Origin of the sequence: Paenibacillus amylolyticus, from assembly GCF_050990605.1 — a bacterium.
Lineage (GTDB): Bacteria > Bacillota > Bacilli > Paenibacillales > Paenibacillaceae > Paenibacillus > Paenibacillus amylolyticus_H.
In genome coordinates, this window is sequence record NZ_CP158832.1 from 1,560,233 (window position 1) to 1,584,318 (window position 24,086).

A 24,086-nucleotide genomic window follows, 5' to 3' on the forward strand; every position below is an offset into this window, starting at 1 on the left:
GGCTTATTGCTGCATTATTTGACACAGGTAATAAATGAACAGTAAAATCCAGATATTCCCTGAATTCAGAAACTAAATATTTCTTTAGTAGGTGTGAGGTATTCTATGACGAGAATTATGGTTACGCCAGAGCAACTTTTCGCAATTAGTAAACAGTTCTCTACAGCTTATACTACTCTTCAACACATGAATGAAAGTCTTCTGCGAAGTATGACTGATATTGAAGCGAACTGGGATGGGAGTACTAGAGAAAGGTTCTACTATGATTTCAAGAAGTCACAGATTGTTATGACTGAAGTTGTCACACTTATGAGTTCAATATCAACTGTGTTACATAACCATGGAGAACGATTTCTCCAAGCTGACCACGGGTCGGAAGGGCAAGTAGACATAAACTGTTTACCACCACCACCGAATGCTTGTGGCCCACAGGAAGGTGTAGACGATCGGAATGCAGTTGAGAAGTCTGTAGATAGTTTAAAAGAGCTAGGACAAGCATTTATACAATCGGCAGATGACCGATATCAGAAGAGATATGATAGTGTAGGTGGATTTCTGGATTACTGGACATTTGGTATTCCGAGTGGACTCGTAAACGGGTATGTTGATCGAGCTGACAAAGCTTTTGAGTCACCTCAAGACACACTGAACTGGTTGACAATTGGAGTCCATGGAACGATTAGAGAAGCCGTTTTGCCTACAAATGCTTGGTCAAGTGAACATTGGGCAAGTATGCTTGGTACAGGTGGTATGGTATTAGGCGTCAGCTCTGTTTTCAAACCTAAGCTGCATATCGATACCCCTGTCAAATACGATGGCGCGGTAGATTTTAGACAGATTCTCAGTGACGGACAACGCAATGAGCTTCCGCTGACGGATAACCAAAAGCTTGAGATAAAGAGTTACTTGAACAAGCTTGATTTCCCCGAAAAAAATATCTTAATCGCACAACCAGGTTATTATGATACCTGGAATACAGGCATGATGTATAATCGCTTGGTGATCAATACGGATGTCTTACCAGCAGCAGCCCCAGGAGTAGGGACTTTGAGTGCAAATACTCGAATTTCAATGAATGCTACACTAGCTCACGAGATCGTTGGACATTATGAGGCTTCTATTGCAGGTAGAGCGTTCCCACTTTATGATCTTCCTCCTGAAGTCATCAAAAGAAACTATGCTCTTGATGAGGCTCAGGCAAGTATTCGGGCAGCAAGGTTTGCTCCTGACCTCAATTCTACTGAACGGTATGCTTTATTGAGAGATGCGATGGTTAGACTTCGTAATGCCGATCTCAGAGTGCGAGATGTCAAAGGCGAGCTATTCATAGATCAGAGATAAGGAGGCCATACAATGGAAACTAAAATGCTGTTTGGCGTGGGGTTAGTCTTCGATACTCCGGAATTCGGAACCGTTGTTATGGGGGCTAATAAAGAGTTGGATGAACTACTTCCTTCAACAATCAAAGAGATGATCGGTAAACAGATTATCATCAAAAAAACGGATGGGGAAGAGCAAATATTTGAAGTTGTTTCTACTCAAATTAACCATTCTATAGCCGGTAAAAAAAATATCGGTATATGTTTGGGTAAAAGTATATCCCCAGACGAAATACCTGCGGGTTCAATCGTCTACTGCTATCAATCTGAACAAAATGATCAGTAGTGCAGCTTGGGTAAAGATGCTATGGAGTAGCGGTTTGCTATTGAACTTGCTTTGCGCATCTCTACTTTTAAAGTTGACAAATGTTCCGAAAGCATCGGAAGGTTGTCTTCTGATTCCCTATGGGATGAAGATGGGCCTTCCTTTTTTGTTTTTCAAAGCACATAGAAGGGTTCAAACAACATCCGATAAAACCTCATCCTTTGATGCATAATGAAAGCAAAGACGCGCATGATTTCGTCCACTGGTGTCTCTCATTCGTGTACATTCGCCGTCTCATCGTACAGGTGCTGTGCTGTACCGTGATCTAGGTCTGCCTGCTCCGTTATTTGTAGCAGATACCTCCGACACGGCTTATCATATTTCGGTGGATAGACTACCAGTTGTACATGCCAGTCACTACTTCTTATTGAGTAATGAACTCATTCAGGATGGCATATCCGCGACAGAGCAGTGTGTCTGGGGCATGCTTGATGAGGGTGAGCGGCAGCACTTATACTCGGTCGATGCTGCGACCTGGATCGGTTGTTATGGGCCGACAGGTATTAATGGCATCGTGGATCAGATTGCGCAGGCCTTTTTGGCTTGAACAGTACTATTAACCTTTTATCCAAGTATTGCTGAAGCATTCACTAAAGATTTTGAAATATGATCTATTTTAAATTAAGAATATGCGGATTTTACGGATAACATAGTATCCACGTTGCATTGATTAGAGTCACGAGAGGATAAAGAAACGTTAATCAAAGAATCAAAATATAAGATGGTTTCATTGGCGATTAAAAGTAAATAAGGTCAAATAAGCTATGATTTCTTTAAAAATGCTATTATAATAAAGTAGTATAATTAAGGAGGGAAGATTAATGACTAATATGAGGTCACCAGTGAAAAAATTTTCTATAATAAGATTATTTGGAATTAGAGATGTGGCAATCCCATTCGATTCAGGTGTTAATATATTGATTGGTGAGAATGGATTGGGAAAAACCACAATATTGAATACAATCTATTTTTGTTTAACATGTAAATTTCACAAATTGAACTCAATTGTTTTTGATAAAATTAAAATTGAGTTTACATCTGGAAGAACTGTTGAAATCAAAAAAGAGGATTTATTTCTGATTTCGGATGATGAAATTAACCAATACGAAGAAAGTAAAATAATGGAAAGAATTAATAGGCTACTAACAAATGAAGAAAGAGAAGAATTATATATATATTCACAGAGTACTGAGGCTGTAGACAGAGATAAAATGAGTTCTATTATTTATAGTCTGTCTAGACGTTCCGCCTACTCTCCTAGGTTGATAAGAAGGGCAGTTATGTCGATTTTTGATGATAAATATGGAAAACTAGGCGAGATCAAGTCGATTATAAGAAATGAAATAAAGGGAGAGGTTTTGTATTTTCCTACTTATAGAAGAATAGAAGAAGAGTTACATAATTTAGGGACTGGAAAGGTTGAACTGGATAAAGACGATAAACGTCTTATTCAATTTGGTATGGAGGATGTAAAAGAGACGTTTAATAGAGTTATTTTAAATATAAAAAATTCAGCTATTGATGGTTTCTCAGCGATTACAGGTGAGATGTTAAGTCAATATGTAGATGGACTCAATGAAATTGATGAAAAAATTAAAGATAGAATTCAACCTGATATATTAAAAATCATTCTTGAACGAGTTGGACAAAATATTTCTCCTACTTATAAAGAAAGAATAATAGAATTAGTTAATTCGAAGGAGCTTTTTGTTAAGGAAGAACAATACAAGTATCTAATAAATTTTTTGTCTAACCTGATTAAGAGTTATGACCAACAGAAAACTTTAGATAATCTTATTAAAGGATTTGCGAATGTATGTAATGGATATTTAAATGGTAAAAAGGTTATCTATAATGAAAGCAAAGTAGAGATAAGTGTTATTCAGAATAATGGGAAAGAAATAGAACTGAAGAACCTTTCTTCTGGAGAAAAGCAAATAATTTCCTTGTTTGCAAAGATTTATCTCGAAACGGAGAGCGAGTTAATAGTGCTTTTTGATGAACCAGAATTATCTCTTTCAATAGAATGGCAAAGAATGTTGCTTCCTGATGTTCTAAAATCGGAAAGATGTTCCTTTTTACTTACAGTTACACACTCGCCTTTTATTTTTGAGAACGAATTGGATTTATTGGCAGATGATATGAATAAATATGTGAGGGAACTAGATTCATGACAAGAATAGACATGCTCAAAGAGAGTAGAAGAGGTGCAACAGTAGCTTTTATGAAATTCACCCTACTTAAGGAAAGACATTCAAGTGATTTCTTCTGTTGTTTTGAGGGCGATGACGTGAAATACTACGGGGCAAGAGTGGAAAATATTTTAAAAATAGATATTGATAATATGCACTTTTTTAACTGTGGAGGAAAAGCAGAAGTCATAAAATTTTATGATATGATTAATAAAGATGATCATTACGAAAATGTTAAAATATCATATTTTGTTGATAAAGATTTTGATGGTGATCTCTCCGAAAAGTATAGCACACATATTTATCAAACACCGGTTTATTCAGTGGAAAATTATTATACAACGATATCTGCCTTTAAAAAGATTTTGAAGTATGAATTTAACGTTACGGAAGCAGAGCACGATTTTAAAATTTTGTTAGATTTATACACAGCTCGTCAAATTGAGTTTCATACTCATACAAAATTAATAAATGCTTGGTTATGGTGCCAAAGAGATTTATATAGCTCTGCAGAAAACTCAAAACTTAATTTAGATCAGTTTAATTTGAAGAAAATTGTACCTGTTATATCGCTCTTTGAAGTAACTTCAAATTATACTATTACTAAACTTGAGCAATTGTTTCCTGAATCAAAAGTAATAACCAAGGAAGCTTTGGATTTGAAACTTGAAGAGATAGCAAATGTTAATCCGCAAGAAAGATTTCGAGGTAAGTTTGAAATAGATTTTTTGTTTGAATTTATTGAGTCATTAAAAAATGAATTAACTAAGAAGGAACCTATAATTAAAAAACGTCCTGGTGTTAAAATTAATCAAAGTAAGAAGAATATGATTTCTGAATTAAGTCAGTATGCTTATACTCATAAGTCACTTGCTGACTACCTACAATTATTTTTGGTACATAATAAACTTGCATAATACATGCTAAATGTGAGTCACTTTTTTGTGATTCACATTTAGCATGTATTGCATTAAAAGGAAATTAAATACACTGCTGGTAATTTGGCATGGGTTAGTTTCTCCTAAAAGAAAGCTATGTAAATACCTTCCTAAGCAAATAACCAAATAACCAACAGAAACCTCCAAAGTCTTCGTGATTTACCACCATTTTATAATCTTGAACACAGTCAATATTGCCTTTCCAGATGGGAAAGACTGGTCTGAATGATATCCAAATCAAATATTGCTTGCAATTTGGTTAGAGTTTCTCTTTGTTGGACTTCTTTACTTTTGCTGATATTTACAATTTGGGAACAAATATTAATTTTTTTTACACCTTAGAATTTATTTCGGTATTTTTTTATTTAATTCGATCCCCGCATTAAAGTGATCCTATTTTATCTTACAATTCGGAGAGACCAGAATAACATGTATAAAACTTCAAAGGGATAGATAATCGCATTAAAAATTTTACTCATGTCTAGTATTAGAAAGGCAAAAAAGTATTAGAGAGGTGCATGTATAGCCGGTTGCTTGACTTATTGGAAGAGGAACGGCGCAAGCTTAATCAGCTTGGTGAATCCTTGAAGCAAGCGATTCCGTTGTGGGATAACCCCGAGGTTCAGGAACAGAGCCGAGGGTGGATGAACTGGTGGCCCGAGTGGTTGAAATGAAGGCGAGACATAACCGAGTTGTACGGTGATGTGTGAGGTACATAATGCGTAGGGGAGGAGAAGCAATGAATTTACCACGGTGGATGCAACGAGCGATTCAAGCAAGGTTGGAAGAGGTATCCGCCCGGATCGAACATGATCCTGAAATGAGTCGATTGCGTGGGGGAACAGACGAAGCTTTTGAAGCTTTGTTTGCTAGCAAAGATGTCGAGCAGACACCTGAATATGCTGAGTGGGAGAGCCGATACATTGTCACCAAAGGGATAGAGAATGAGCGGTTGTACATGCAAGGACTGAGGGACGGCATTCATCTCACAGTTTCCTTGCTGGGTCAGTCGATGTTGGAGGAGAGCCATACAAAGGCTCATCAAACCACTGACGCGAACCCATAAGTCAGGGGGAGCGACCTTAATCTCTATCTAAATAAAAACAGCCGAAGCGTATAACTAAACGCTTCGGCTGTTTTTTTAACTCTTTACTTTCCCAAAATCTAATTCTTACTTCGCACTTACCGACTTAAACCAATCATTCACTTCTTGCGTGATCTGATCTCCGCCATTGGATTTCCAGTTGGCGACGAATTGGTCAAAGGCATCAATTGGCAAATTGCCGTAGATGATTTTGTTGAAGGTTTCCATCTCGGACTGGCGGAGCAGGTTCCATTTGGATACCATGGTTGGTGTTGCAGCGCCAGTGAAATAGTTTTGTTTACGAACGTCGATCTGGGACATAACGACTTTACCAGCATACCAGTTCTCCGGTTTACGGAATTCGGCCATTTGTTTCTCGTAAGGTGTCTCAGGCTTCTCGCCGTTCGCCAGCTTCACGAGTGTTTTCATGTACAGATCCGGGATACGTGCTGGGCCGGTCAGGAACGGGAATTCGTTGGAGAAGTCTTTGATCTTCTCTTTGTCACTGGTCGGTTGTCCGTCAATGATATCCCAGTCGTAACCTTTGGCGAAGCCGTATTCGTACTCACTGCCCGCAGCTGGGTTAGCCAGGTTATCCAGCAAGTAGTTGTAGTACAGGAAGATGGCTTCTGGATGTTTCGCATCCTTGTTAATCATGATACTTGCGTTGACACCAGAGTTCTGCCACTTCGTACCGATCTTGCCGTCTGGGCCAGCTGGAACAGGGTAAGCTTTATACTTTGATCCAGGTACGTTCTTCAGCAGGTCAGGTGCAGGCCAGTCTGGTACCCAGTTGGCGCCAGGCAGAATGCCCGCTTTGCCAGCTGTCCAGCTTTCAGCGGATTTGCCTTCGTCCCACAGAGCGGAGTCAGCGTGGATATAACCTTTATCCATCCATTCCGCCAGCTTGGCAAGGGCTTGTTTGGCACCCGGGTTAACGGAGCCGTACTCGAGATTGCCGTTTGCGTCTCTGTTCCATTGCTCCTCGATTGTGCCGTATGCACCGAACAACCAGTCGAGCTGACCCATCCAGGTGTTGGTGTTGTTTTTCAGCGAGATTGCCAGCGGGAATACTTTGTCTGGAGACAGACCGTCCGGGTTCTCGTTTTTGAATTTGTCCATGATGTTCTCAAGGTCAGCAATGGTTTTCGGAGCTTCCAGGTTCAGTTTCTCCATCCAGTCCTCGCGGAGCCAGAGCAACGTATCGTCGTTATCGGTGTACTCCATGATCGGCATGTTGTATTTCTTGCCGTCCTTGGTGAACGGATACCACAGTTCAGGATGTGCTGCTGCGTGATCTTTCAGGGTCTGACTCGCGTACTTGTCGAACAACTCATCGATGGCGATGAATTGACCGGAGTCGATCAGTTGATTGGTCAGTACCGCATTGGTGGGTACGGTGACGAAATCAGGGAGCTTCTCGCCAGAGGCGATAGCCAGTTGCAGCTTTTGTCTGTATTGATCGTCATTGGCCGGATACCAGGTATCTTTATGCTTCATACCCAGCGTTTCGAGCATCCAGCGATCGTGTACGTTATTTTCTTTGGTATCTCCTTGCACGTATTTCTTCGGCATCAATACCGAACTGAACTCGATGGGTGGGTCATATTTTCCTTTAGCAAAAGCAGCTTCTGCTTCAGCTGAGCCGACTGTTCCCGGCGTATTATCGGTATCATTGTCACTGGCTGTCTCGCCACTGCCGCACGCAGTGATCGTGATGAGCGCGATAACCATGAGCAGTGACCACCATGTTTTGAATTTGATCATTGTTCAATCCCCCTACGGTGTATGATCTTTACAAATGCGTGTTCAAAAAGGCCGGTTTTCAGTACCGAGAAGATGGGATGAAGCTAGAAATGGAGTAGCGGAGCGTAGATAGAGCTACGTGAGCAACTACAATGTTTCCAAAGGAAACATACTTCGTAAGCCTCCCGCTTATTTCGGCTGAATTCCATATTCGATGCTGATGATGCCGCTAGGCATCCTTCGTAATCAAAAGCGGACTTTTTGAACAACCTCTACAATGTAACTGTACCAATTTGGGCGGGAGGGCATCTATATGAGTTTGTTAGTTTCGATAGGACTCTATTAGTGAATGTTCCAAAAGATCGGTTTTCAGTCATGTTATTTATGCTGGTCTCTGTACTCCTGCGGCGTAACGCCGAATTGACGCTTGAACACTTTGATAAAATAAGCCGGGTCCATATAACCAATCTCCATGCTGATTTCATACACTTTTTTGGTGGTCGTCACCAGCTTGTGACAGGCCCGATCCATACGCAGGCGCGAGATATAATCACTGATGCCTTCGCCCGTTTCGATCTTATAGATCTTGGACAGATGGGTCGGATGCAGATTGACATGGTCAGCCAGTACACGCAAAGACACATCCAGATGCAGGTTCTTATCTGTGAAATCTTGAATCTTCTTCACATAATCGGACCGGATATCCTTGATCTCGTTGGACGTGCCCTCCTTGAGTTTGCCAAGCACACTGAGTGACCATTTCCGCAATTTGCTGATGGTAGCGAAAACTTCCCCGCTTTGCAAATCCTCGACATCATCTCCCATTAAAGTGGTCAGAGTCAGCTTGTTCCGATGGGCGATGTTGGTGAACGATGCTGTAATGAGAAAACCAGCCTCCATGCAATGTTCCCACGATTCCGACCATTTCTCATCCAGCTCAGCGCAGACCGCGAGAATTTTCTCTTCGGCGGCATCCCACTGTCCACTCTCTAGCAAACTAATGAAGGTGGGCGGAGTGTACAGTACGTCGAGTGGACCTTGCGCCCCAGGTGTCTCGACATCGCTGACACGCATAACAAATTCGCGTTCGTCGCCGACGATCTGTCGGAAATAGGCGGAAGCCTGACGAAAACGATCGTAAAGCTGATCCGGAAAGGTGAACCACTCGGTGATAACGATGGAGAGGGAGCCTTTCAGAAATTGTTTTACTTTGGATTGAAGCTGAATGGATAGCTTCTCCAAAATGGTTTCTTTGCCAATATCGCTTTTCCGTTCTTTCAACTGAAGTAAAAACACCAGATATCCGTGCTCCTCCTTCACGCCCCACACTTCCATAAACTCACCCATTATCTCTTCGGCCATATTGATGATGGCATATTCGATCAGGGTCGCATCATTGCTGTCATAGTGTCCGAATTCTTCTTCCAAACGAACCAGCATTAATGAGCCATCCCCGGTATGAAAGGGCAGAGCGTAATTGGCGAGCTTCCGATCCCATTCGGCAGCGGCGATTCGTTGTCCCTGCAAAGCCCCTAGGAGCAGTCGTCCCCGCAAATGGGGGAGATTCTCTCGCAACGTAAACTGCGTTCGTGTCAGTGAACTGACAAGTTCCCATTCGTTGTTCAATTGATCGATGGCCTTCTGCACAGCCCCCATTAATTCATCATCAGTCGGGGGCTTGAGCAGATAGTCTACAGCTTCGAACTGGATGGCTTTTTTGGCGTAATCAAATTCGGAATATCCGGATAACAGAATACATTTTATTTTTTTGTCCCGTATGCGGATGCGTTCGATCAGTTCAATACCTGTCATTTCAGGCATCTGAATGTCCGAGATCACGATATCGATGGGGTGCGTGTCGATCATTTGTAGTGCTTCGTGTGCTGAGTATGCTTTGTGCACATGTTCGATCCCCAGGGTGTGCCAGGGTTTGGTCATGGACAGGTTATCGACCCAGTGTGCTTCATCGTCTACGATCATCATGTGCATTATAATGTCTCCCTTGGTGGTTGGTATATAAGGCCAATAATCAAAATCAAAGGATACGTGAAGTGAACAAAATCGCTACGGATTTGAAGGGTTCTTTTGATCGCTGTTCAAGCCCCATTTTCTGAATTAGATGATTATAAGGTTAAAATGGTGCTTGAAAGGCGAACACTTCGTTTCTACAGAATCCCTTCAATCCTTCGCTTGAGTTCACGTAAATTCTAATCATTTATTTTAAACAAGGCCTTATATAAATGTCCGTGTAAATGGTTCATTCAAAATCAAATATCAACTTATCGTTAGTATCGTATCAATTTGTATCGGTATTTCCTTTATCGGAATCCGTGTCCTCTTTTGGTATCTCCCAGATGATTTCGGTTCGGAATCCGCCTAGTGGGGATGGGCCGAATAGGAGGTAGGAATGACTTCCGAATGTGTGCATGATTCGTTGATTCGTATTCCAAAGGCCGCAGCCCATTTCTTCCTGTAAAGGTTCCTGCATCTTCAAGTTCAGTGCTTCGTACTGTTCCGGGCTGAGGCCAGGACCATCGTCGTCGATGTATATTCTGCCAAAACCATTCTTGCGCTCTCCGGTAATTCGGATTTCCCCTGAAGAGTAAGATTTCGCTACACCATGTATGACGGAATTCTCGACCATCGGTTGAAGCATTAATCGCGGCACCGATTGGGCAAGCATGTCCTCAGGGATATCGATGTGATATTCAATTCGGCCATTGCGCAGCTTCTGGATATCCAGATAGTTGATGAGCAGCTTGATCTCTTCCTGAAGCGAAGATGTCTCCTTTTCCATACGGGTGGTATAGCGATAATATGCACTTAGGTTATGTGCCATGGAGACCACAGCTTGCTCGTCCTTCATCTGGGCCATGTTGATGATATAGCCAAGACAATTATATAGGAAATGCGGATTGATCTGTGCTTGTAATTGCTTCAGCGTAGCTTCCCTGGCTCTAATCTTCTCATGGAACACATTCTCGATCAGATCCTGAATCTGATGGGACATATCGTTGAATCGGCGGAACAGGAATGAGAACTCATTCTGGTTTTTGCTATGCAGTCGGACAGAATAATCGCCCTGCTCTACACGGCGTAAACCTTTGATCAGCTGTTTGATCGGATATTGCACATTCCGGTACAGCAGGATGGAAGCCGAGATGCCCACCACGAGTAGCAAAATCATACTAGTGTAGAACAGATTCTGACTGAGCGAGATGGGTTTCAGAATCTGATACAGCGGGATCACATCAACCAGATGCCAATCCAGATAGGTTGACTTCACAGAGCTAACCAGATATTTCTTCCCGTTCAGTTCGACCACGTCCTGTGTGGTATCTTCGGGAGAATGCGTATCCAGATACTGAATAAGTTCTGCGGATAATTGCTTGTCCGCGCTGCGATTTAGAATGGGTGAATTTCCTTTGTGATATAAGAAAGGATCGCCTTGTCCGCCCGCCTTATACGTATCCAGCATATTCTGAATGTTCTCATAGCTGAAGCTGGCTTCAATCACCAGATTACTTCCGGTGAGCATCCCCGGTTGGGCAAGGGAGTCCGTATAGAACCAATAGAAGGATTTCATCTCATCCTGTGATTCCGCACTTTGATCCCCGTAGGTCCATTGTCCGCTCATATTTTTCTTCAAGTACGCCTCATCATATCCTGTAGTTCGGTTGTAGTTCGCGATGACATCCTTATTCTGCTGTGAATGCACCGCATATCGGGTAGGCCATATATCGGTAACGCCCGTCTGAAGTGTCATCTTCTCCTGAATCACATATCGGGTCTGCATCCGGTCATATCGATCATCCCACATGTTAAGACCGTTGAATGCTCTGACATTGGGATCTCGGGAGAGAATCAGGCTGAAATCCATCATCTGATTGATGCGGGAGTCGATCTGACTGGACAGAAACGTGAGCTGTTTCGTGTTGGAGATCTGCAGTTCTTTGCTGACGACATCATAGGTGACGTTATTCGAGTAGGTGTACATGATCAGAATGGGGATAAACAAGACCACAATTAACAGATTTATTTTGGCGAATAGACTGAATCGGGATCTGGTTTTATTTTGAAAAGGCATAAAGCGCTTCCATATATACATAAAAAGTCTCCTTCTAATTCGTGTGTAAACAACTTCTTCTAGGATGGCCCTAACAAAACACTATCAAGCCTAACAATGTTATATAGCAGACCTCAGAATGGCTTGATACTATTTATATCAGAGAACCCCATCACACACAAAAACTTTTTTTGGGAACAGGAGCAGTGCTATGGAGGCTAAATTGGAGGGTAAGCGGGTCCCGCAGGCAAACGTTGGGAACAAGCTGGAACAAAAGAGAAAAAAACGCTACAAACAGCCATGGATTCTGCACTTCATGGTGTTGCCGGCGGCCATTATGGTCTTTATATTTTCATACATTCCGATGTCCGGGATTTTGATGGCATTTCAGGATTATAAACCTGCACTGGGATTTTTCAATTCCGAATGGGTAGGACTGAAGCACTTCAGATACATGTGGGAAAATGATTACTTCCTGCAAATTACGTGGAACACGCTATTTTTTGCCTGTACGAAGATTGTCATGAATCTGATCATTCCGTTTGTCTTCGCCTTATTGCTCAACGAGGTACGGAAGATGGCGCTGAAAAGAACGATTCAAACGCTCGTGTATCTACCACACTTTCTGTCTTGGGTAACGTTATCCGGTATCCTGATCGACATTCTGGCCCAGACGGGTATTGTCAATCAGTTCCTGGTTTCGGTATTCGGCATCAAGCCGATCTTCTTCCTGGGGGATGGCAGCTGGTTCCGGTTCACGATTATCGCGAGTGACGTCTGGAAAGAGTTTGGATTCAACACGATCATCTTCCTCGCGGCATTGTCCGGCATTAACCCGGCTCTGTATGAAGCGGCTGAGGTGGACGGCGCAGGACGCTGGAAGCAAACGATGTATATTACCATCCCGGCACTTATTCCGATTGGGATCGTCATCGCAACCCTGGCACTGGGGAATGTGCTTAACGCCAACTTTGACCAGATCTTTAACTTATATAGTCCGCTGATTTACCAACAAGGAGATATTATCGATACGTTTGTGTATCGAGAAGGTCTGCTTAGTGGGCAGTTCAGTTTTGCTACCGCTGTGAATCTGTTCAAATCGATCATCAGCCTGATCCTGATTGTGATCTCGTACCGACTGGCTTACCGATTCGCCGGATACCGAATTTTCTAGAAAGGAGGACGAACGAATGTATCATAAAACGATGCCTTACCGCATATTCAGCATATTCAACAATGTGTTACTGACCCTGCTTTCACTGCTCTGCTTGCTACCTTTGTATCACTTGCTCATGGTATCTCTTAGCGCATCTGCACCTGCAAATGCTGGTCTCGTAACGTTCTGGCCAATTGGATTTACACTGGAGGCGTATGCGAAGACATTTGCCAATACAAACTTCCTCTCCTCCTTATGGGTATCTGTGGAGCGGACGGTACTCGGTACGGGACTTGCGTTAATTGTTAATACGCTTGCAGCTTATGCGCTTTCCAAAGAGACGCGGGTGTTCCGCGCACGTAACATCTATCTGTGGTACTTTGTCATCACGATGCTGTTCAGCGGTGGCCTCATTCCGGGATATATCCTGATTCTGAAGCTGGGACTGATGAACACATTGCTGGCCTTGATCCTGCCAGGATTGGTTGCAGTGTTTAACATCATTCTGTTGCTGAATTTCTTCCGTACCGTTCCGAAGGATCTGGAGGAAGCTGCATTTATCGATGGCGCAGGGCATTTGCAGACGTTTATCAAAATCTATCTGCCTGTCTCCGTACCCGTTATTGCAACGGTTTCGCTCTTCATGATGGTTGGACATTGGAATGCGTATTTTGACGGAATTATCTACATCCGTGATGCGGAAAAACTGCCACTCGCGACATTCATGCAGACGATCATCGTACAGGCCGACATGTCGAAGCTTGATCCGGAAGCCGTTAAGAACCTGTCCCAACGGACAATTCGGGCTTCGCAGATCTTTATCAGTGCACTGCCGATCCTGCTTGTGTATCCGTTCCTGCAACGGTACTTTGTAACCGGGATCGTGGTTGGGGCTGTTAAGGAGTAGGGGAACGTAAGTGTAAACATGTGTTGCTCAACCTAAATGAATGTATTATGAAAAGGGAGTCACTGAACTGGGGAAGGCCAGGGAGGTGGCTCTTTTTGTGTAAATATTTTCAATCCTATTAATTTGTTGTAAGATAGTACCAATCCATGATGGAAGTGAGGTTATAGTTTTGCTACCTCCATATGTTATAGACCTCTAGGTACGTTACTACTCATACCTTATTCTAGGTAAATCTAAAGTGCGTGCCGGGGATCTTTTTGTTCAAAGATAACGACGAAATGCAAGCATGGGAAATGCAACAGCTAGACAAGGATCTGGATACATGGAAGAGCATAAAAAGAGATTTCGACCCCAGAATCAAGAAATTAAATGAGTATCGAAATCACAGAAAAACCAAGTATTATTATAATAACGAGGTTAAGTACATTCGAAGACTCACTCAAAGAAGCTTTCGAAAACAATTCAAACAGAACATGCTTTGTGAAGAATTTTATCGTCCAGTACCTCATGATTATCGTACGTATGGTTGGTTATCTTACTAAGTTGTCTTACTTAAATGGAAAGAGAGAAGGAATTCTCTCTTTTCTTTTGAATGAGACTTGATAAGAGAGCGAGCACAGGCAATTACAGGCGATCTAGAAAGACATAGACAGTTGACACGGAGGAGTAAAAATTATGATAGACAAAGAATATTATGCAAAGCTAAGTCAAAATGCCCAAGAGAATTATACATTTTACAAGGAAGAGGCTGAAGCATCAATACATAGAAGAGAATATACCACCAGCAAGCGTTATGACATTTCTCCATATTGGTTTGCACGCCAAGGTGAAATCCCTGGAGATATTTCAGATAAAGAGACGGATACATATTATGGGTTTGATAAGCATGAAAACATTAGGATCTCGGCTTGTGATGATTTAATTGATGGGTATACTTATACTGCCTATGAAGAAAATAAAAAAACTACCAGAACGTATGTCAATGGAATTTTGGATTCCATCAAAGAGTATTTGTTGCAAGATGGATTGATCGATCAGTCAGTGGAATATTTCCCTCGATTTGATAAATTAGAGGTTGAAGACTATATCTATGAGGGAACTATTCTGGTTCAAATATATCAACCTCAATATGAAAATAATGCTTATTTTGATCACCTTCTTCGAACCCATTTTGAATATGATGAGCAAGGCGATCTCTTGCGAGTGTTAGATGGGACCAAAGGTGTTATCTACGTAAGGATGCCATATGAGCAAGTCTTAGTACTCAGAGAAAAGGTAAAAGAGGAACTCATTCAAGCTTTAATTGAAATCATTAGTGATCTCTGTGAAAATCAATCAGGCAAAGAGTATTGTTTTATGTCGATTTACTTGCATGATGAAGTGCATACGGTATACTCACCTATTTTCCATCCTGGCTTGCAAGAAGTAAGAGAAGAGCAAATAGAAGAAAAAGATAATGATGAGGAAGAATATTATTACACGATCTGGAATTCAGGAGATCATCCGATGAACGATCAACAGGAACTTACGGATCAACATTTAATTCAGAAACTTCGAACTCTTATTATGTATTGGCGTAGTAATGGAGATTGGTGGGAAGAAGGCAAGAACTTGTGGAAAGAAGTCGCGTATACCCTTAATGAAAAAACGAATTGGTCCGATTACTCCATACTGACGGAAAACTTTGTTGTGTTCGTTGAATGGGAAGCGATGGATGTTATGAATGGAGATTTACAAGAAAGCATCCCACCTGCCAAGTTAGAAGATTTACAATCAGGAGGCTTAGCGCCATTCATTTAGATTCTGAATTTGAGCAAAATAAAAAGAAGCTGCTTACCAAGATTAAATGGTTCAGAGACAACGGCATAATAAACAATGGACAATCATCTAAAGTGGGCATCCATTGTTTATTTTATCTTCGTTAATTAATTATCTAAGTCAAACTTACTCATTCGTAATACTTATCGTTTCATCAGTGATCGTTTTTCCGTCACTCCCCAATGCTTGAACCACTAGACGATTGTGTAAGGACTTACCCGCAATATTCCACGTTATTTTCCAACCATCATTCCCACTGGTATCATATCCGATTAGTTCTCTTTCTCCCCACGTCTCTGTCCCAGTTGGAACGGACCAGAAAAGGAGTGTTTCCGCGTTGGTCGTCTCTACAGTGACTGTTATATCAGAACTGTTTGCAGGGACTACAACCCAACCTTCTTTTTCAGGGAAGTTAGTCTTAATACTCGTGATCATAGGTGCAGACTCTATTCTTTGCACATCCTCATTCTCATGATTTTTCGCAGAGTCTTCAGAAGTGCACGCAGTGAGAAGAAGAAGGAAAAAAAGAAGCAGATAGAATGCTTTTTTTGTCATTATCATCACCTCCGTCTATAATTTTGATCGAATAATCTATATTATATAAAAAATGAATTAAAATTCCAAAAAAACGCCAAACTTTACGTTTGACGTTTTAATCTGAACGAAATGATTAATAGTTACCTGTTTGGATGTATCCACTACTTTTATCAGAAAAACTGTAATAATAGCTTAGTATAGTGTAGTAGTTATACTCTCGGTAATTTTGAGCAATATATTGTGTTCCCCATTGACTTAACACTCCACCCCAAGCTGTACCAATATTCCCTTCTGACCCTGCTCTATATTGAGCGTCAAAAACTTTGCCATCAGAATTGACCATGAAAATTCCTGATACAGCATTAACGGCATTATTTGTAGTTGTTTGTCCAGAATTTGGAACATAATGTTAACGGTTTATTAGGACTAGACATACTTACAGAAGGTAAATTCAATATAGATCTAGAGAACTTTCGACTTTAGCATTTATAAATGTAGAACAAAGCTATTTTTGAAAACTGGAACGAAGCCCGTTGCCTACGCTATGCTACCCTGATATAATTCCGGTATATCTACTGCATTGGGGGTTATGACGTGGCAATATGGATAATGCCGGATTGCTCGTTCGCTAGAAAGCCTTACGCAAAGCCTGAATAGGGGCGGACTTTGTGTAGGGCGCGATAAAATGAGATCGTTTGCCCTGAAATCAACATCAACATCATGATGGTTCAACCCGCAGGCTTTGCACCTTACTTTATTTTCCTAATAAAAATAAGGGGCTGAAAGCCATGCAAACACCATTTATTCACAATCATCAATTCAATTATATTCATAAACAAGCTGATTTCTTGCTCAAAACGCTGCGCTCTGTCGTGGACCCCAAAGTATTGGATACGGTCCGTTATACCGTCAGCACGAATGCCGTTGGCATCTTCAATGATCTGACGCCGGAACAAAAGCAACTGCTGGAGCAGTTATCCACGTATGAGACGACACATGAATTACAGACCTATCTGAACCAGCTGGAAGCATATTTGATTCCATTTCCACAAGTATCCGCGAAGCAGATTCAGAAGCTGTTTCCCAAGGTAAAGAAGCTCAAAGTGCCGGATCTGGAATCCATCGATTACGCACGTACAACTTATCTGAGATGGACCGACATTGCTACCGATCGCTTGTTCATCGTGTATCCGCACGAAGGCAGATTCCTCGGAATTGAGGGACGGCTTACAGCCACGAACAAGAAAGGGTACTGCATGTTCTGTCATCGCCATCAGGAGCTCGGATTCTTCAACGTGAAGACCAAGAGCCATACGGCGGACAACATTTCTTCCGTGGCCCAGTACGTATGCATGGATAACACAGCTTGTAACCATAGTATTACCGATACCACTATGCTGGAGAAGTTTCTTCTCTCGACAGTAAAATAATGCCGGACACGGCAAAAAGGTCGCTCTTCGGAGCGACCTTTTTGCCGTGTTCAAGCGGAGTTGTTCTCTTACCGTAAACGCCGGGAGTTCAGCGTAATGACCAACGTATTTTATTTTCACAAAGAAGGCTTAAATTCACAGAACGTATCAAAAAACTTTTAGAATTCATATTGGGGTCTCATTCCATATTTTTATACCTTTACAGCGTCGAAGTACCGTTGGCATAGTTCAGTCCCAGGTTATGCGCATGGTTCAGCAATGCCTCATAATGCTCAGGCTTGGATTCCAACGTTTCATATAAAAACTCAACCCTGGATTGGGACACGCCGCAGTAATCGGCAATACCTACATTGAGCAGATTGGCAATTGATTCACCATAGTTGCGCTTATGCATCTGTTCTTCCGTCACACCCGAAAGAGAGATCCACAATATCTGCTGATGAGGAAGTTTGTTCGTGCCATACGCAAACCCGTTGTTCATGACACGATCCACATAACCTTTCAACATGGCTGGCAGATGCCACCACCAGAGAGGAAACACAAAAGCCACAGCATCGTGCTTCTTCAAACGCTCCATCTCGGTTTCAACCTCTGGTGAGAACACCTGATTCTCTTGGGTATAGTCGGGTTCATCCATCTCACGAAGAATCGGGTCGAAACCAATCCCATGCAAATCCAATATCTCATAACCGTGACCAGCCTCGGTAAGCCCTTTTGCAAAACGTTCAGCTACCTGGAAGGTCAAGGAATCTTTTCGCGGGTGGGATACTACAACGAGTACGTTCATCTTAACTTTCACTACCTTTCTGGATTACGGTCTTGTAGCCATAAATCAATGGCTGATGCTATTATAAACAGGTATGAGAACATCTGGAAGTACGCACTTTATTGTTCTATAGGAAGAATGAAGTGCCATAGGAACATCAAAGTACCCTAAATGGATGCCTCGAAATGAGCTGAATAATAGAAAGAAGAGCACCAAAAAGATTATGATTCACCTTGATATAGCCTGATTATGGAGGGGTTCAAAAATGACGGAACATGGAGAAACGAATGCTCCAAAGAAATATAAAGTAGGCGTAGAGGCGGCTTTGGAAGTGATGGGCGGGAAGTGGAAGCCTTTGATTATTTACCACTTGATGACAGGACGGAAACGCACGTCGGAGCTTCGACGATTGATACCGGACATTACGCAGAAGATGCTGACAACACAGCTCAGAGGTCTGGAAAAGGATGAGATCGTACAGCGCAAGGTATATTCGGAGGTGCCTCCCAAAGTGGAATATGAGTTAACAGACTACGGCTGGGGACTCAAGCCTGCCTTGGACCATCTATGTTATTGGGGAGAAGAGCATCTGGACAAAATCCATGGGGATAAGTTTAAAGTTCTGGAGGACTTCGATTCTGAAGAGAAGGGGGCGAGAAATTGAATGGTGCAGAGCACGTGAAACACGCAGTCCCCATTCGTTGTGAAGGAGTGGCTGTAGTTCTCTTGAAGAAGAACCTCGATCAATACCGTGTACTGATGCTGAAGCGGGCTGGCCGCATGTTGCATAACGAGTGGTGTTATGTGGGCGGGGGTATAGAGCAGGGCGAGAAGGCATGGGAAGCTGCACTCAGAGAAGTACACGAGGAAACAGGTATCACGGAAGTCCGCTTGTATTCTGCCAATCAATTCGAACAATATTATTCACCCATGGAGGACTATATCTATACCGCTCCCGTATTCGTAGGATATGTAGATGAAAGCCAGCCTGTCCGATTAAATCATGAACATACCGAGTACCAATGGATGACGTTTGACGAAGCCAAGGAAAATGCGGCATTGCCCGGAATTGATAATATTTTGGATTTTGTTGAAAAGCATTTTGCCAGAAAAGTCCCTTCTAAGTGGCTTCGGATTCATGGAGAGAATGTTTAGGAGGTGGAACTCATCACATACAAGACGATTTATCCAAGAGCATGGTTGAGCCTATTATGTATGTTGGTCATTGAAGCAATACTTCTCAGGGATGGTATTTACGATAAAAATGGGATTCTGAAGTACTCCCTGATCGTTATAGTAACCTTTATTCTGGGTTATATCGTTTTCCTGATCTGGCGTTTATTTTTCACTAAACCCAGTATTACGCTGGAAAGCGATCATGTGATCTCTACAACACATAAGAGATATGATGCATCTCAGATTGAGTGTATTTATGTGAATTACAGACGGATTGGCATCAAACTCTACGGTAAACGGTTAGTGCCGATGGATCTATGTTTTTATTTTCAACGAGGTCAGGAGTCCGCAGGCGTAGAAGCTGTGTATGAATGGGCGGCGCGAAACGACAAAGAAATAAAACACAGATTTTTTCAAACCTTGGCGTAGACCCGTACGTCTGTTGAGTATAAGGAATTGTTAAGGCTGAAGATAGGGGAGGCGTAGCAAATGCAAACCATAGAGCAATTTCTAACGAGTGATCGGTATAAACAGGTAACAGCTGAAATCATTCAGCTTAAACCTCAGGTCCAATTTGTCGAGCATGCCAGTTTCGAAGCATCCTTGCTAATGGAATCATTTAGTGAACGGAAATATGTGCTGGTAGGCTTTGGCGTCTCGTCTCCAACCGAAGAAGAGTGTATACAGTGGATCATGGAGCAGATGGACGGAGATAAGGACCACATCATGTCCTACGTTCTGGCTCGCTTAACATTCAGTGAACAATTGGAAGATGATCCAGATGGAGAATTTCCAGAAGGCGAGGAGCTTGAGGCAGGAGATCGATCTGAAGTGGTCGAGGTATTAGGTTTTACGAGATCTGTTATCGCTAACACCATCATTGAATATGATATGGTCAAAAACCATCCTAAACAATTAACAGCTTATTTTAAACGCACACATATTCCAGGTGCAGCTCAATTCTCGTCACAAATTAAAAAGCTTTACGCTTCCATAGCAAAGTAAATCTAAAAATCAGCAGGAGAGATGCCCATGAAATATCTAACGAAAGAATGGTATGAGCTGTGTCAACGAACAGGACTTCATTTTGGGATGAGGGTACATAGAGGAACGTATGAGTTAAATGAAGCACTTTTCCTACGACGGTATAAAAGAAAAGAAAAAGAGTATATAGAGCTTCAGCGTGAGATGTACAATATAGATCCTCGTTTTTTGCTGGAGCAAAATGGTCATGTTTTAGTCCCTGCTGAAAAGTTTTTTAGTGGGAATGAAATATCGGAAGATGATAAAAAAAGTATATCAGATGGCTGCTGAAGAAAGAGAGCGAATTGAGAAATTAATCGCAGATTATTATGTACGGCAGATCTTTGAACAAATTGCGGATATCCGTGTGTTTACATTGGGCTACTGTACGAAAGAAGTTATGCTACAGCTGAAGAAACAGAGTGCAGAAAATAGGAGAGAGATGGAGCGTGTATCGGATGAATACTGGGAAGCCATTATAGCACAGGATATTCCCGATGAAATACATAGACGGGTTCAATTTCATGATTGTACGGTAACGGAACTGCTGACAAGAGAGGAAGTGCTCATTCGTTTTGACACCCGCGGGGGCTTCACCAATATAAACAAACTTACGCTGGTTGCACCAGAAATCATCAAGCAGGATGGTGGGATTGTAGGCACTTACTGGTTGTATCAGGAGCTGTACCGGATCGATAACGGATATGAGCTTCATGTTCTATTTGATGGAGAGAATATGCCTGAGCTAATTGTTCGTTGTGTTGACATTCTGGTGGAAGAAGAGTGAGGGGCAAGAGATTAGGTGAAATGTTGCCTTCAACGCCTAAGGGGGACAGGATACAATGAATGAATATCGATGCCTCTTTCTGCAGAACATATCGTAGAACCATTGTGAATGACGAATACCGCTACTTCCGTTTTTATAGAAATATTGGTTCTTAGTGGTTCACTGATCGCTGAAACAGACCGAGAAAAGGAGTTTGTGATTTGGCTGGCGCAGAGAGATCAGAATGTGGTTGGACGTGGGACAGTAGGATTCGACCTTGATGAGATGCCATGGTTGGAAAATGATGTTGATTTAATGAAGCAGTTTATGTTGAGAATGATTGATACGGCTATAAACAAAACTCAATGGCACATCTTAGATTATGTTCCTGGTGAGGAGTGGAGTCGCATGACACTTCATCATTTTCTCACGGTGATTCAGGCATTCAACCAGAATCATGTTAATGAACAACATTACATGGAATGGACCACACTTGACGAAGAGGATGAATACGAACCGACAATTCCTGAAGGCTACCCGAAATGCCAAAAACATGGAGCATATCGCTCTTGTTTGGGTTGTGTTATTTGCAACTCCTTAGATTGAGTGGAAGACAATACGGGGCGGGAGGCATACAGAGTGACAAATCACTCGATGTTCACGAGATGATGTAACACACTACAAAGAAAATACGAAAGAAGAGATGATACTATTATGTAAAAAAAGTATCATCTCTTTTTATGATAAATTTTAATCCCAATTCCATATCTCCACACGATTCAATTGAAAATGATGGAATTCCGATAGCTTTGTAATCTTCTCTAACTCTCGTACGGGACCAGTAACCACCGCACCATATACTTGTACGCCATTCTTTTTTAAATAGGCAAAACGTCGTTTATCCAGTTCAGCACCACTGTACTTAAGATGGTCTGACATCCATTTTAGATCAGACATCATCGCTTGAACCTGTTCCTGCATCTGACCTGAATCTTCTGGAATGAAATAGTTATACCAATTTGCCCCATCCTCTTTGAATTCAGAAAGAGGTTTAAGACTCAAATGAGGAATATTATAGTTGAACATACCTGCGCGAGAGTAAGAGATATCTTGATCTTTTAATTCGCCTGAATAGATCGGCATGGCGGTTACTGCAACATCATAATCTGTAAGAAGCTGCATCAGTTGATCGGGAGACGCTAGATTCTTCAAGGATAATGACATCTCTGCGACATGTCCGTCATCAATTTTACGAAGCCGATTTATGTTAATACTGTCCTCAGAATCATCATGAACAGGTTTACCATCTACTAAGGAGTAGGGGAGGTAGAACGGGCCAGGGTTGTTACCATTCATATAGGCTCCTGTGTTTGTGATCGTATAGGTGAATTTACCAGTTATACTGAGTTTAGCATGAATTTCACCAGTGATTACCTCCCATGAACCCACATGTCGATATATTTTCAAATTAGCTTTTTGAGTTAAAAACGGGGTTACTTCAAAAGGTTGAACATTTATTTTTTTTTCTACACGAAGTCCGTCACCATGCATTTCAACAACAGATATAATGGACCGCATGAAATTGTTACGTACCTCTGATTGATCAAAATAGATATGGAGAGCTGACACGTAAATGTGATAAACCATAAATACTAAAAAAAGAGCTCCTCCTGCATTAAGGAAAAATTTCCATCTCGTTTTCCATACCATTCGTTTAAACTGTTTTTGTCCCCATTCAGGGGGCTGATTCTCAAAATAATCTTCCTGGAGTACACGTTGCTCATCATGCTCTGATTTGTTGGGCATTATTAATTATCTCCTTTCATTAGAAGCATTTCTACTTTGAATCGTTCTCTGGCACGAAAAAGGGTGACCTTGACCTGATTCATGTTCATATCCAGAATCTCGCAAAGTTCGTTATAAGATAACTCGTTCATTTCTCTTAGCAACAAAATGGTTCTATACTGTTCGGGAAGTTTCTTCATAACTTGTTGAATACGAAGGGTACGTTCACGAGCTGTGAGCACTTCTTCAGGGGAACGATATGTATTTTCTGTCGCTTGCTGTTCCATTTCTCGATTCATTTGAATTTCTCCACGATATTTACGATACCAATCAATAAATAAATGCCGAGCTACTTTGTATAGCCAGGCTCTGGCGTAATTTGCATGCTCGGCTTTCATGGATACCATGGCTCTGTAAAAGGTTTCTTGAACTAACTCCTCAGCAGTCTCCTGAGATCCACACATACGGTATAGATAGAGATGCAGGGAGGATTGGTACTGCTTGAATAGTTCTGCATATAGATCACTCCTCATTTCAAGTTTCCTCCTCCTTCTCTTTAGACAACGGGTCAAGTCAAATAATGTTACAGTAAAATTGAAATTTTTAGGAAATTTATTTAAAGAGGATAACGAGGGTTCAACAGGCTGCTATATCATCGACCGGGATTCCGGCTAGATGAGCGAATTTGGCAAATGCGCCACTCCGGAGCCCTGGATGTGCAATTTGTCAAATTAGGAACATCTACGAGCGGTACAGGCCCGGCAACGTGCGTTTCATACCGGGAATATGAACTATGACGATGCGTACAATAGTCAGCAACTACAGGATCAATTCGCTGAGTTATGGTGAGAAGGAGAGTTTTGGTGAATTAAAAAAGTGGATTTCCGCTATTCTAATTTCAATAAAATGGTACCATTAGACAATGGACGTTTTAAGTCAGCAAGGAGTTGGACACCATTATGGAATTTTTCGTGGCTCTAGTTGTATCACTG

At 41.8% G+C, this 24,086-nt stretch carries 26 protein-coding genes; 18 read left to right on the forward strand and 8 right to left on the reverse strand.

The window, feature by feature from the left end:
• The first annotated feature begins 105 nt into the window (after positions 1-105).
• The 7 genes from ABTV53_RS07035 to ABTV53_RS07065 all read left to right on the forward strand — a co-directional run bounded on the left by ABTV53_RS07035 (position 106) and on the right by ABTV53_RS07065 (position 5,900).
• A complete protein-coding gene (locus ABTV53_RS07035) occupies positions 106-1,341 on the forward strand; it encodes a WXG100 family type VII secretion target (protein WP_433751885.1) in 1,236 nt (411 codons plus the stop codon).
• Between the two features lie 12 nt (positions 1,342-1,353).
• Positions 1,354-1,665: a hypothetical protein gene (locus ABTV53_RS07040; RefSeq protein ID WP_433751887.1), complete on the forward strand. Its 312-nt coding sequence runs from the start codon at positions 1,354-1,356 to the stop codon at positions 1,663-1,665.
• 244 nt (positions 1,666-1,909) lie between these two features.
• Positions 1,910-2,251 carry a hypothetical protein gene (locus ABTV53_RS07045; protein WP_433751889.1) on the forward strand — a complete coding sequence of 114 codons (342 nt, stop codon included), beginning with the start codon at positions 1,910-1,912 and terminating at the stop codon, positions 2,249-2,251.
• Between the two features lie 274 nt (positions 2,252-2,525).
• Entirely contained in the window at positions 2,526-3,878 is a 1,353-nt protein-coding gene (locus ABTV53_RS07050; protein ID WP_433751891.1) for an AAA family ATPase, read from the forward strand.
• Positions 3,875-4,813, forward strand: a complete 939-nt coding sequence (locus ABTV53_RS07055; RefSeq protein WP_433751892.1) for a DUF4435 domain-containing protein — start codon at positions 3,875-3,877, stop codon at positions 4,811-4,813. Before ABTV53_RS07050 ends, ABTV53_RS07055 begins: the two co-directional genes overlap by 4 nt.
• Before the next feature lie 539 nt (positions 4,814-5,352).
• Entirely contained in the window at positions 5,353-5,508 is a 156-nt protein-coding gene (locus ABTV53_RS07060; protein ID WP_433751893.1) for a hypothetical protein, read from the forward strand.
• A gap of 65 nt (positions 5,509-5,573) precedes the next feature.
• Positions 5,574-5,900, forward strand: a complete 327-nt coding sequence (locus tag ABTV53_RS07065; RefSeq protein ID WP_433751895.1) for a hypothetical protein — start codon at positions 5,574-5,576, stop codon at positions 5,898-5,900.
• A gap of 105 nt (positions 5,901-6,005) precedes the next feature.
• On the opposite strand, the gene ABTV53_RS07070 is transcribed toward ABTV53_RS07065, so the two are convergent.
• From ABTV53_RS07070 to ABTV53_RS07080, 3 genes are all read right to left on the reverse strand, one after another.
• The gene (locus ABTV53_RS07070; protein WP_433751897.1) at positions 6,006-7,685 is read right to left on the reverse strand and encodes an ABC transporter substrate-binding protein; all 1,680 of its coding nucleotides are present in this window, start codon (positions 7,683-7,685) and stop codon (positions 6,006-6,008) included.
• 357 nt (positions 7,686-8,042) lie between these two features.
• On the reverse strand, positions 8,043-9,653 hold the full coding sequence (locus ABTV53_RS07075) for a response regulator transcription factor (protein WP_433751898.1): 1,611 nt from the start codon (positions 9,651-9,653) through the stop codon (positions 8,043-8,045).
• A 307-nt stretch (positions 9,654-9,960) separates the two neighbouring features.
• Positions 9,961-11,772: a sensor histidine kinase gene (locus ABTV53_RS07080; RefSeq protein ID WP_433751900.1), complete on the reverse strand. Its 1,812-nt coding sequence runs from the start codon at positions 11,770-11,772 to the stop codon at positions 9,961-9,963.
• 274 nt (positions 11,773-12,046) lie between these two features.
• Between ABTV53_RS07080 and ABTV53_RS07085 the strand changes: the two genes are divergently transcribed.
• From ABTV53_RS07085 to ABTV53_RS07095, 3 genes are all read left to right on the forward strand, one after another.
• On the forward strand, positions 12,047-12,904 hold the full coding sequence (locus tag ABTV53_RS07085) for an ABC transporter permease (RefSeq protein ID WP_433754106.1): 858 nt from the start codon (positions 12,047-12,049) through the stop codon (positions 12,902-12,904).
• Positions 12,905-12,920: 16 nt separating this feature from the next.
• Positions 12,921-13,793, forward strand: coding sequence for a carbohydrate ABC transporter permease (locus tag ABTV53_RS07090; RefSeq protein WP_253432288.1), 873 nt, complete (start codon positions 12,921-12,923; stop codon positions 13,791-13,793).
• A gap of 675 nt (positions 13,794-14,468) precedes the next feature.
• Positions 14,469-15,593: a hypothetical protein gene (locus tag ABTV53_RS07095; protein WP_433751902.1), complete on the forward strand. Its 1,125-nt coding sequence runs from the start codon at positions 14,469-14,471 to the stop codon at positions 15,591-15,593.
• Positions 15,594-15,737: 144 nt separating this feature from the next.
• Here the strand turns inward: ABTV53_RS07095 and ABTV53_RS07100 are convergent, their stop codons facing one another.
• The gene (locus tag ABTV53_RS07100) at positions 15,738-16,166 is read right to left on the reverse strand and encodes a hypothetical protein (RefSeq protein ID WP_433751904.1); all 429 of its coding nucleotides are present in this window, start codon (positions 16,164-16,166) and stop codon (positions 15,738-15,740) included.
• 115 nt (positions 16,167-16,281) lie between these two features.
• The gene (locus ABTV53_RS07105) at positions 16,282-16,491 is read right to left on the reverse strand and encodes a hypothetical protein (RefSeq protein ID WP_433751905.1); all 210 of its coding nucleotides are present in this window, start codon (positions 16,489-16,491) and stop codon (positions 16,282-16,284) included.
• Between the two features lie 445 nt (positions 16,492-16,936).
• Here ABTV53_RS07105 and ABTV53_RS07110 point away from each other — a divergent pair, with 445 nt between their 5' ends.
• Positions 16,937-17,578 carry a FusB/FusC family EF-G-binding protein gene (locus tag ABTV53_RS07110; RefSeq protein ID WP_433751906.1) on the forward strand — a complete coding sequence of 214 codons (642 nt, stop codon included), beginning with the start codon at positions 16,937-16,939 and terminating at the stop codon, positions 17,576-17,578.
• Positions 17,579-17,777: 199 nt separating this feature from the next.
• On the opposite strand, the gene ABTV53_RS07115 is transcribed toward ABTV53_RS07110, so the two are convergent.
• Positions 17,778-18,365 carry an NAD(P)H oxidoreductase gene (locus tag ABTV53_RS07115; protein WP_433751908.1) on the reverse strand — a complete coding sequence of 196 codons (588 nt, stop codon included), beginning with the start codon at positions 18,363-18,365 and terminating at the stop codon, positions 17,778-17,780.
• 244 nt (positions 18,366-18,609) lie between these two features.
• On the opposite strand from ABTV53_RS07115, the gene ABTV53_RS07120 reads away from it, so the two are divergent.
• The 7 genes from ABTV53_RS07120 to ABTV53_RS07150 all read left to right on the forward strand — a co-directional run bounded on the left by ABTV53_RS07120 (position 18,610) and on the right by ABTV53_RS07150 (position 21,915).
• A complete protein-coding gene (locus ABTV53_RS07120; protein WP_433751910.1) occupies positions 18,610-19,008 on the forward strand; it encodes a winged helix-turn-helix transcriptional regulator in 399 nt (132 codons plus the stop codon).
• On the forward strand, positions 19,005-19,499 hold the full coding sequence (locus ABTV53_RS07125) for an NUDIX hydrolase (RefSeq protein ID WP_433751911.1): 495 nt from the start codon (positions 19,005-19,007) through the stop codon (positions 19,497-19,499). The genes ABTV53_RS07120 and ABTV53_RS07125 overlap by 4 nt, the downstream gene beginning before the upstream one ends.
• A gap of 60 nt (positions 19,500-19,559) precedes the next feature.
• The gene (locus tag ABTV53_RS07130; RefSeq protein ID WP_433751913.1) at positions 19,560-19,949 is read left to right on the forward strand and encodes a hypothetical protein; all 390 of its coding nucleotides are present in this window, start codon (positions 19,560-19,562) and stop codon (positions 19,947-19,949) included.
• A 60-nt stretch (positions 19,950-20,009) separates the two neighbouring features.
• Entirely contained in the window at positions 20,010-20,525 is a 516-nt protein-coding gene (locus tag ABTV53_RS07135; protein WP_433751915.1) for a hypothetical protein, read from the forward strand.
• A gap of 27 nt (positions 20,526-20,552) precedes the next feature.
• Complete coding sequence (locus tag ABTV53_RS07140) at positions 20,553-20,834, forward strand: hypothetical protein (RefSeq protein ID WP_433751917.1); 282 nt, start codon at positions 20,553-20,555, stop codon at positions 20,832-20,834.
• Positions 20,803-21,330, forward strand: coding sequence for a DUF4085 family protein (locus tag ABTV53_RS07145; RefSeq protein ID WP_433751919.1), 528 nt, complete (start codon positions 20,803-20,805; stop codon positions 21,328-21,330). Before ABTV53_RS07140 ends, ABTV53_RS07145 begins: the two co-directional genes overlap by 32 nt.
• Before the next feature lie 108 nt (positions 21,331-21,438).
• Positions 21,439-21,915 (forward strand): hypothetical protein, encoded by a 477-nt coding sequence (locus tag ABTV53_RS07150; protein ID WP_433751920.1) that lies wholly within the window; start codon positions 21,439-21,441, stop codon positions 21,913-21,915.
• A 144-nt stretch (positions 21,916-22,059) separates the two neighbouring features.
• Here ABTV53_RS07150 and ABTV53_RS07155 read toward each other — a convergent pair whose 3' ends face one another.
• Both ABTV53_RS07155 and ABTV53_RS07160 read right to left on the reverse strand, forming a co-directional pair.
• Entirely contained in the window at positions 22,060-23,115 is a 1,056-nt protein-coding gene (locus tag ABTV53_RS07155; RefSeq protein ID WP_433751922.1) for an anti sigma factor C-terminal domain-containing protein, read from the reverse strand.
• 2 nt (positions 23,116-23,117) lie between these two features.
• A complete protein-coding gene (locus tag ABTV53_RS07160) occupies positions 23,118-23,627 on the reverse strand; it encodes an RNA polymerase sigma factor (RefSeq protein ID WP_433751924.1) in 510 nt (169 codons plus the stop codon).
• Between the last annotated feature and the right edge of the window lie 459 nt (positions 23,628-24,086).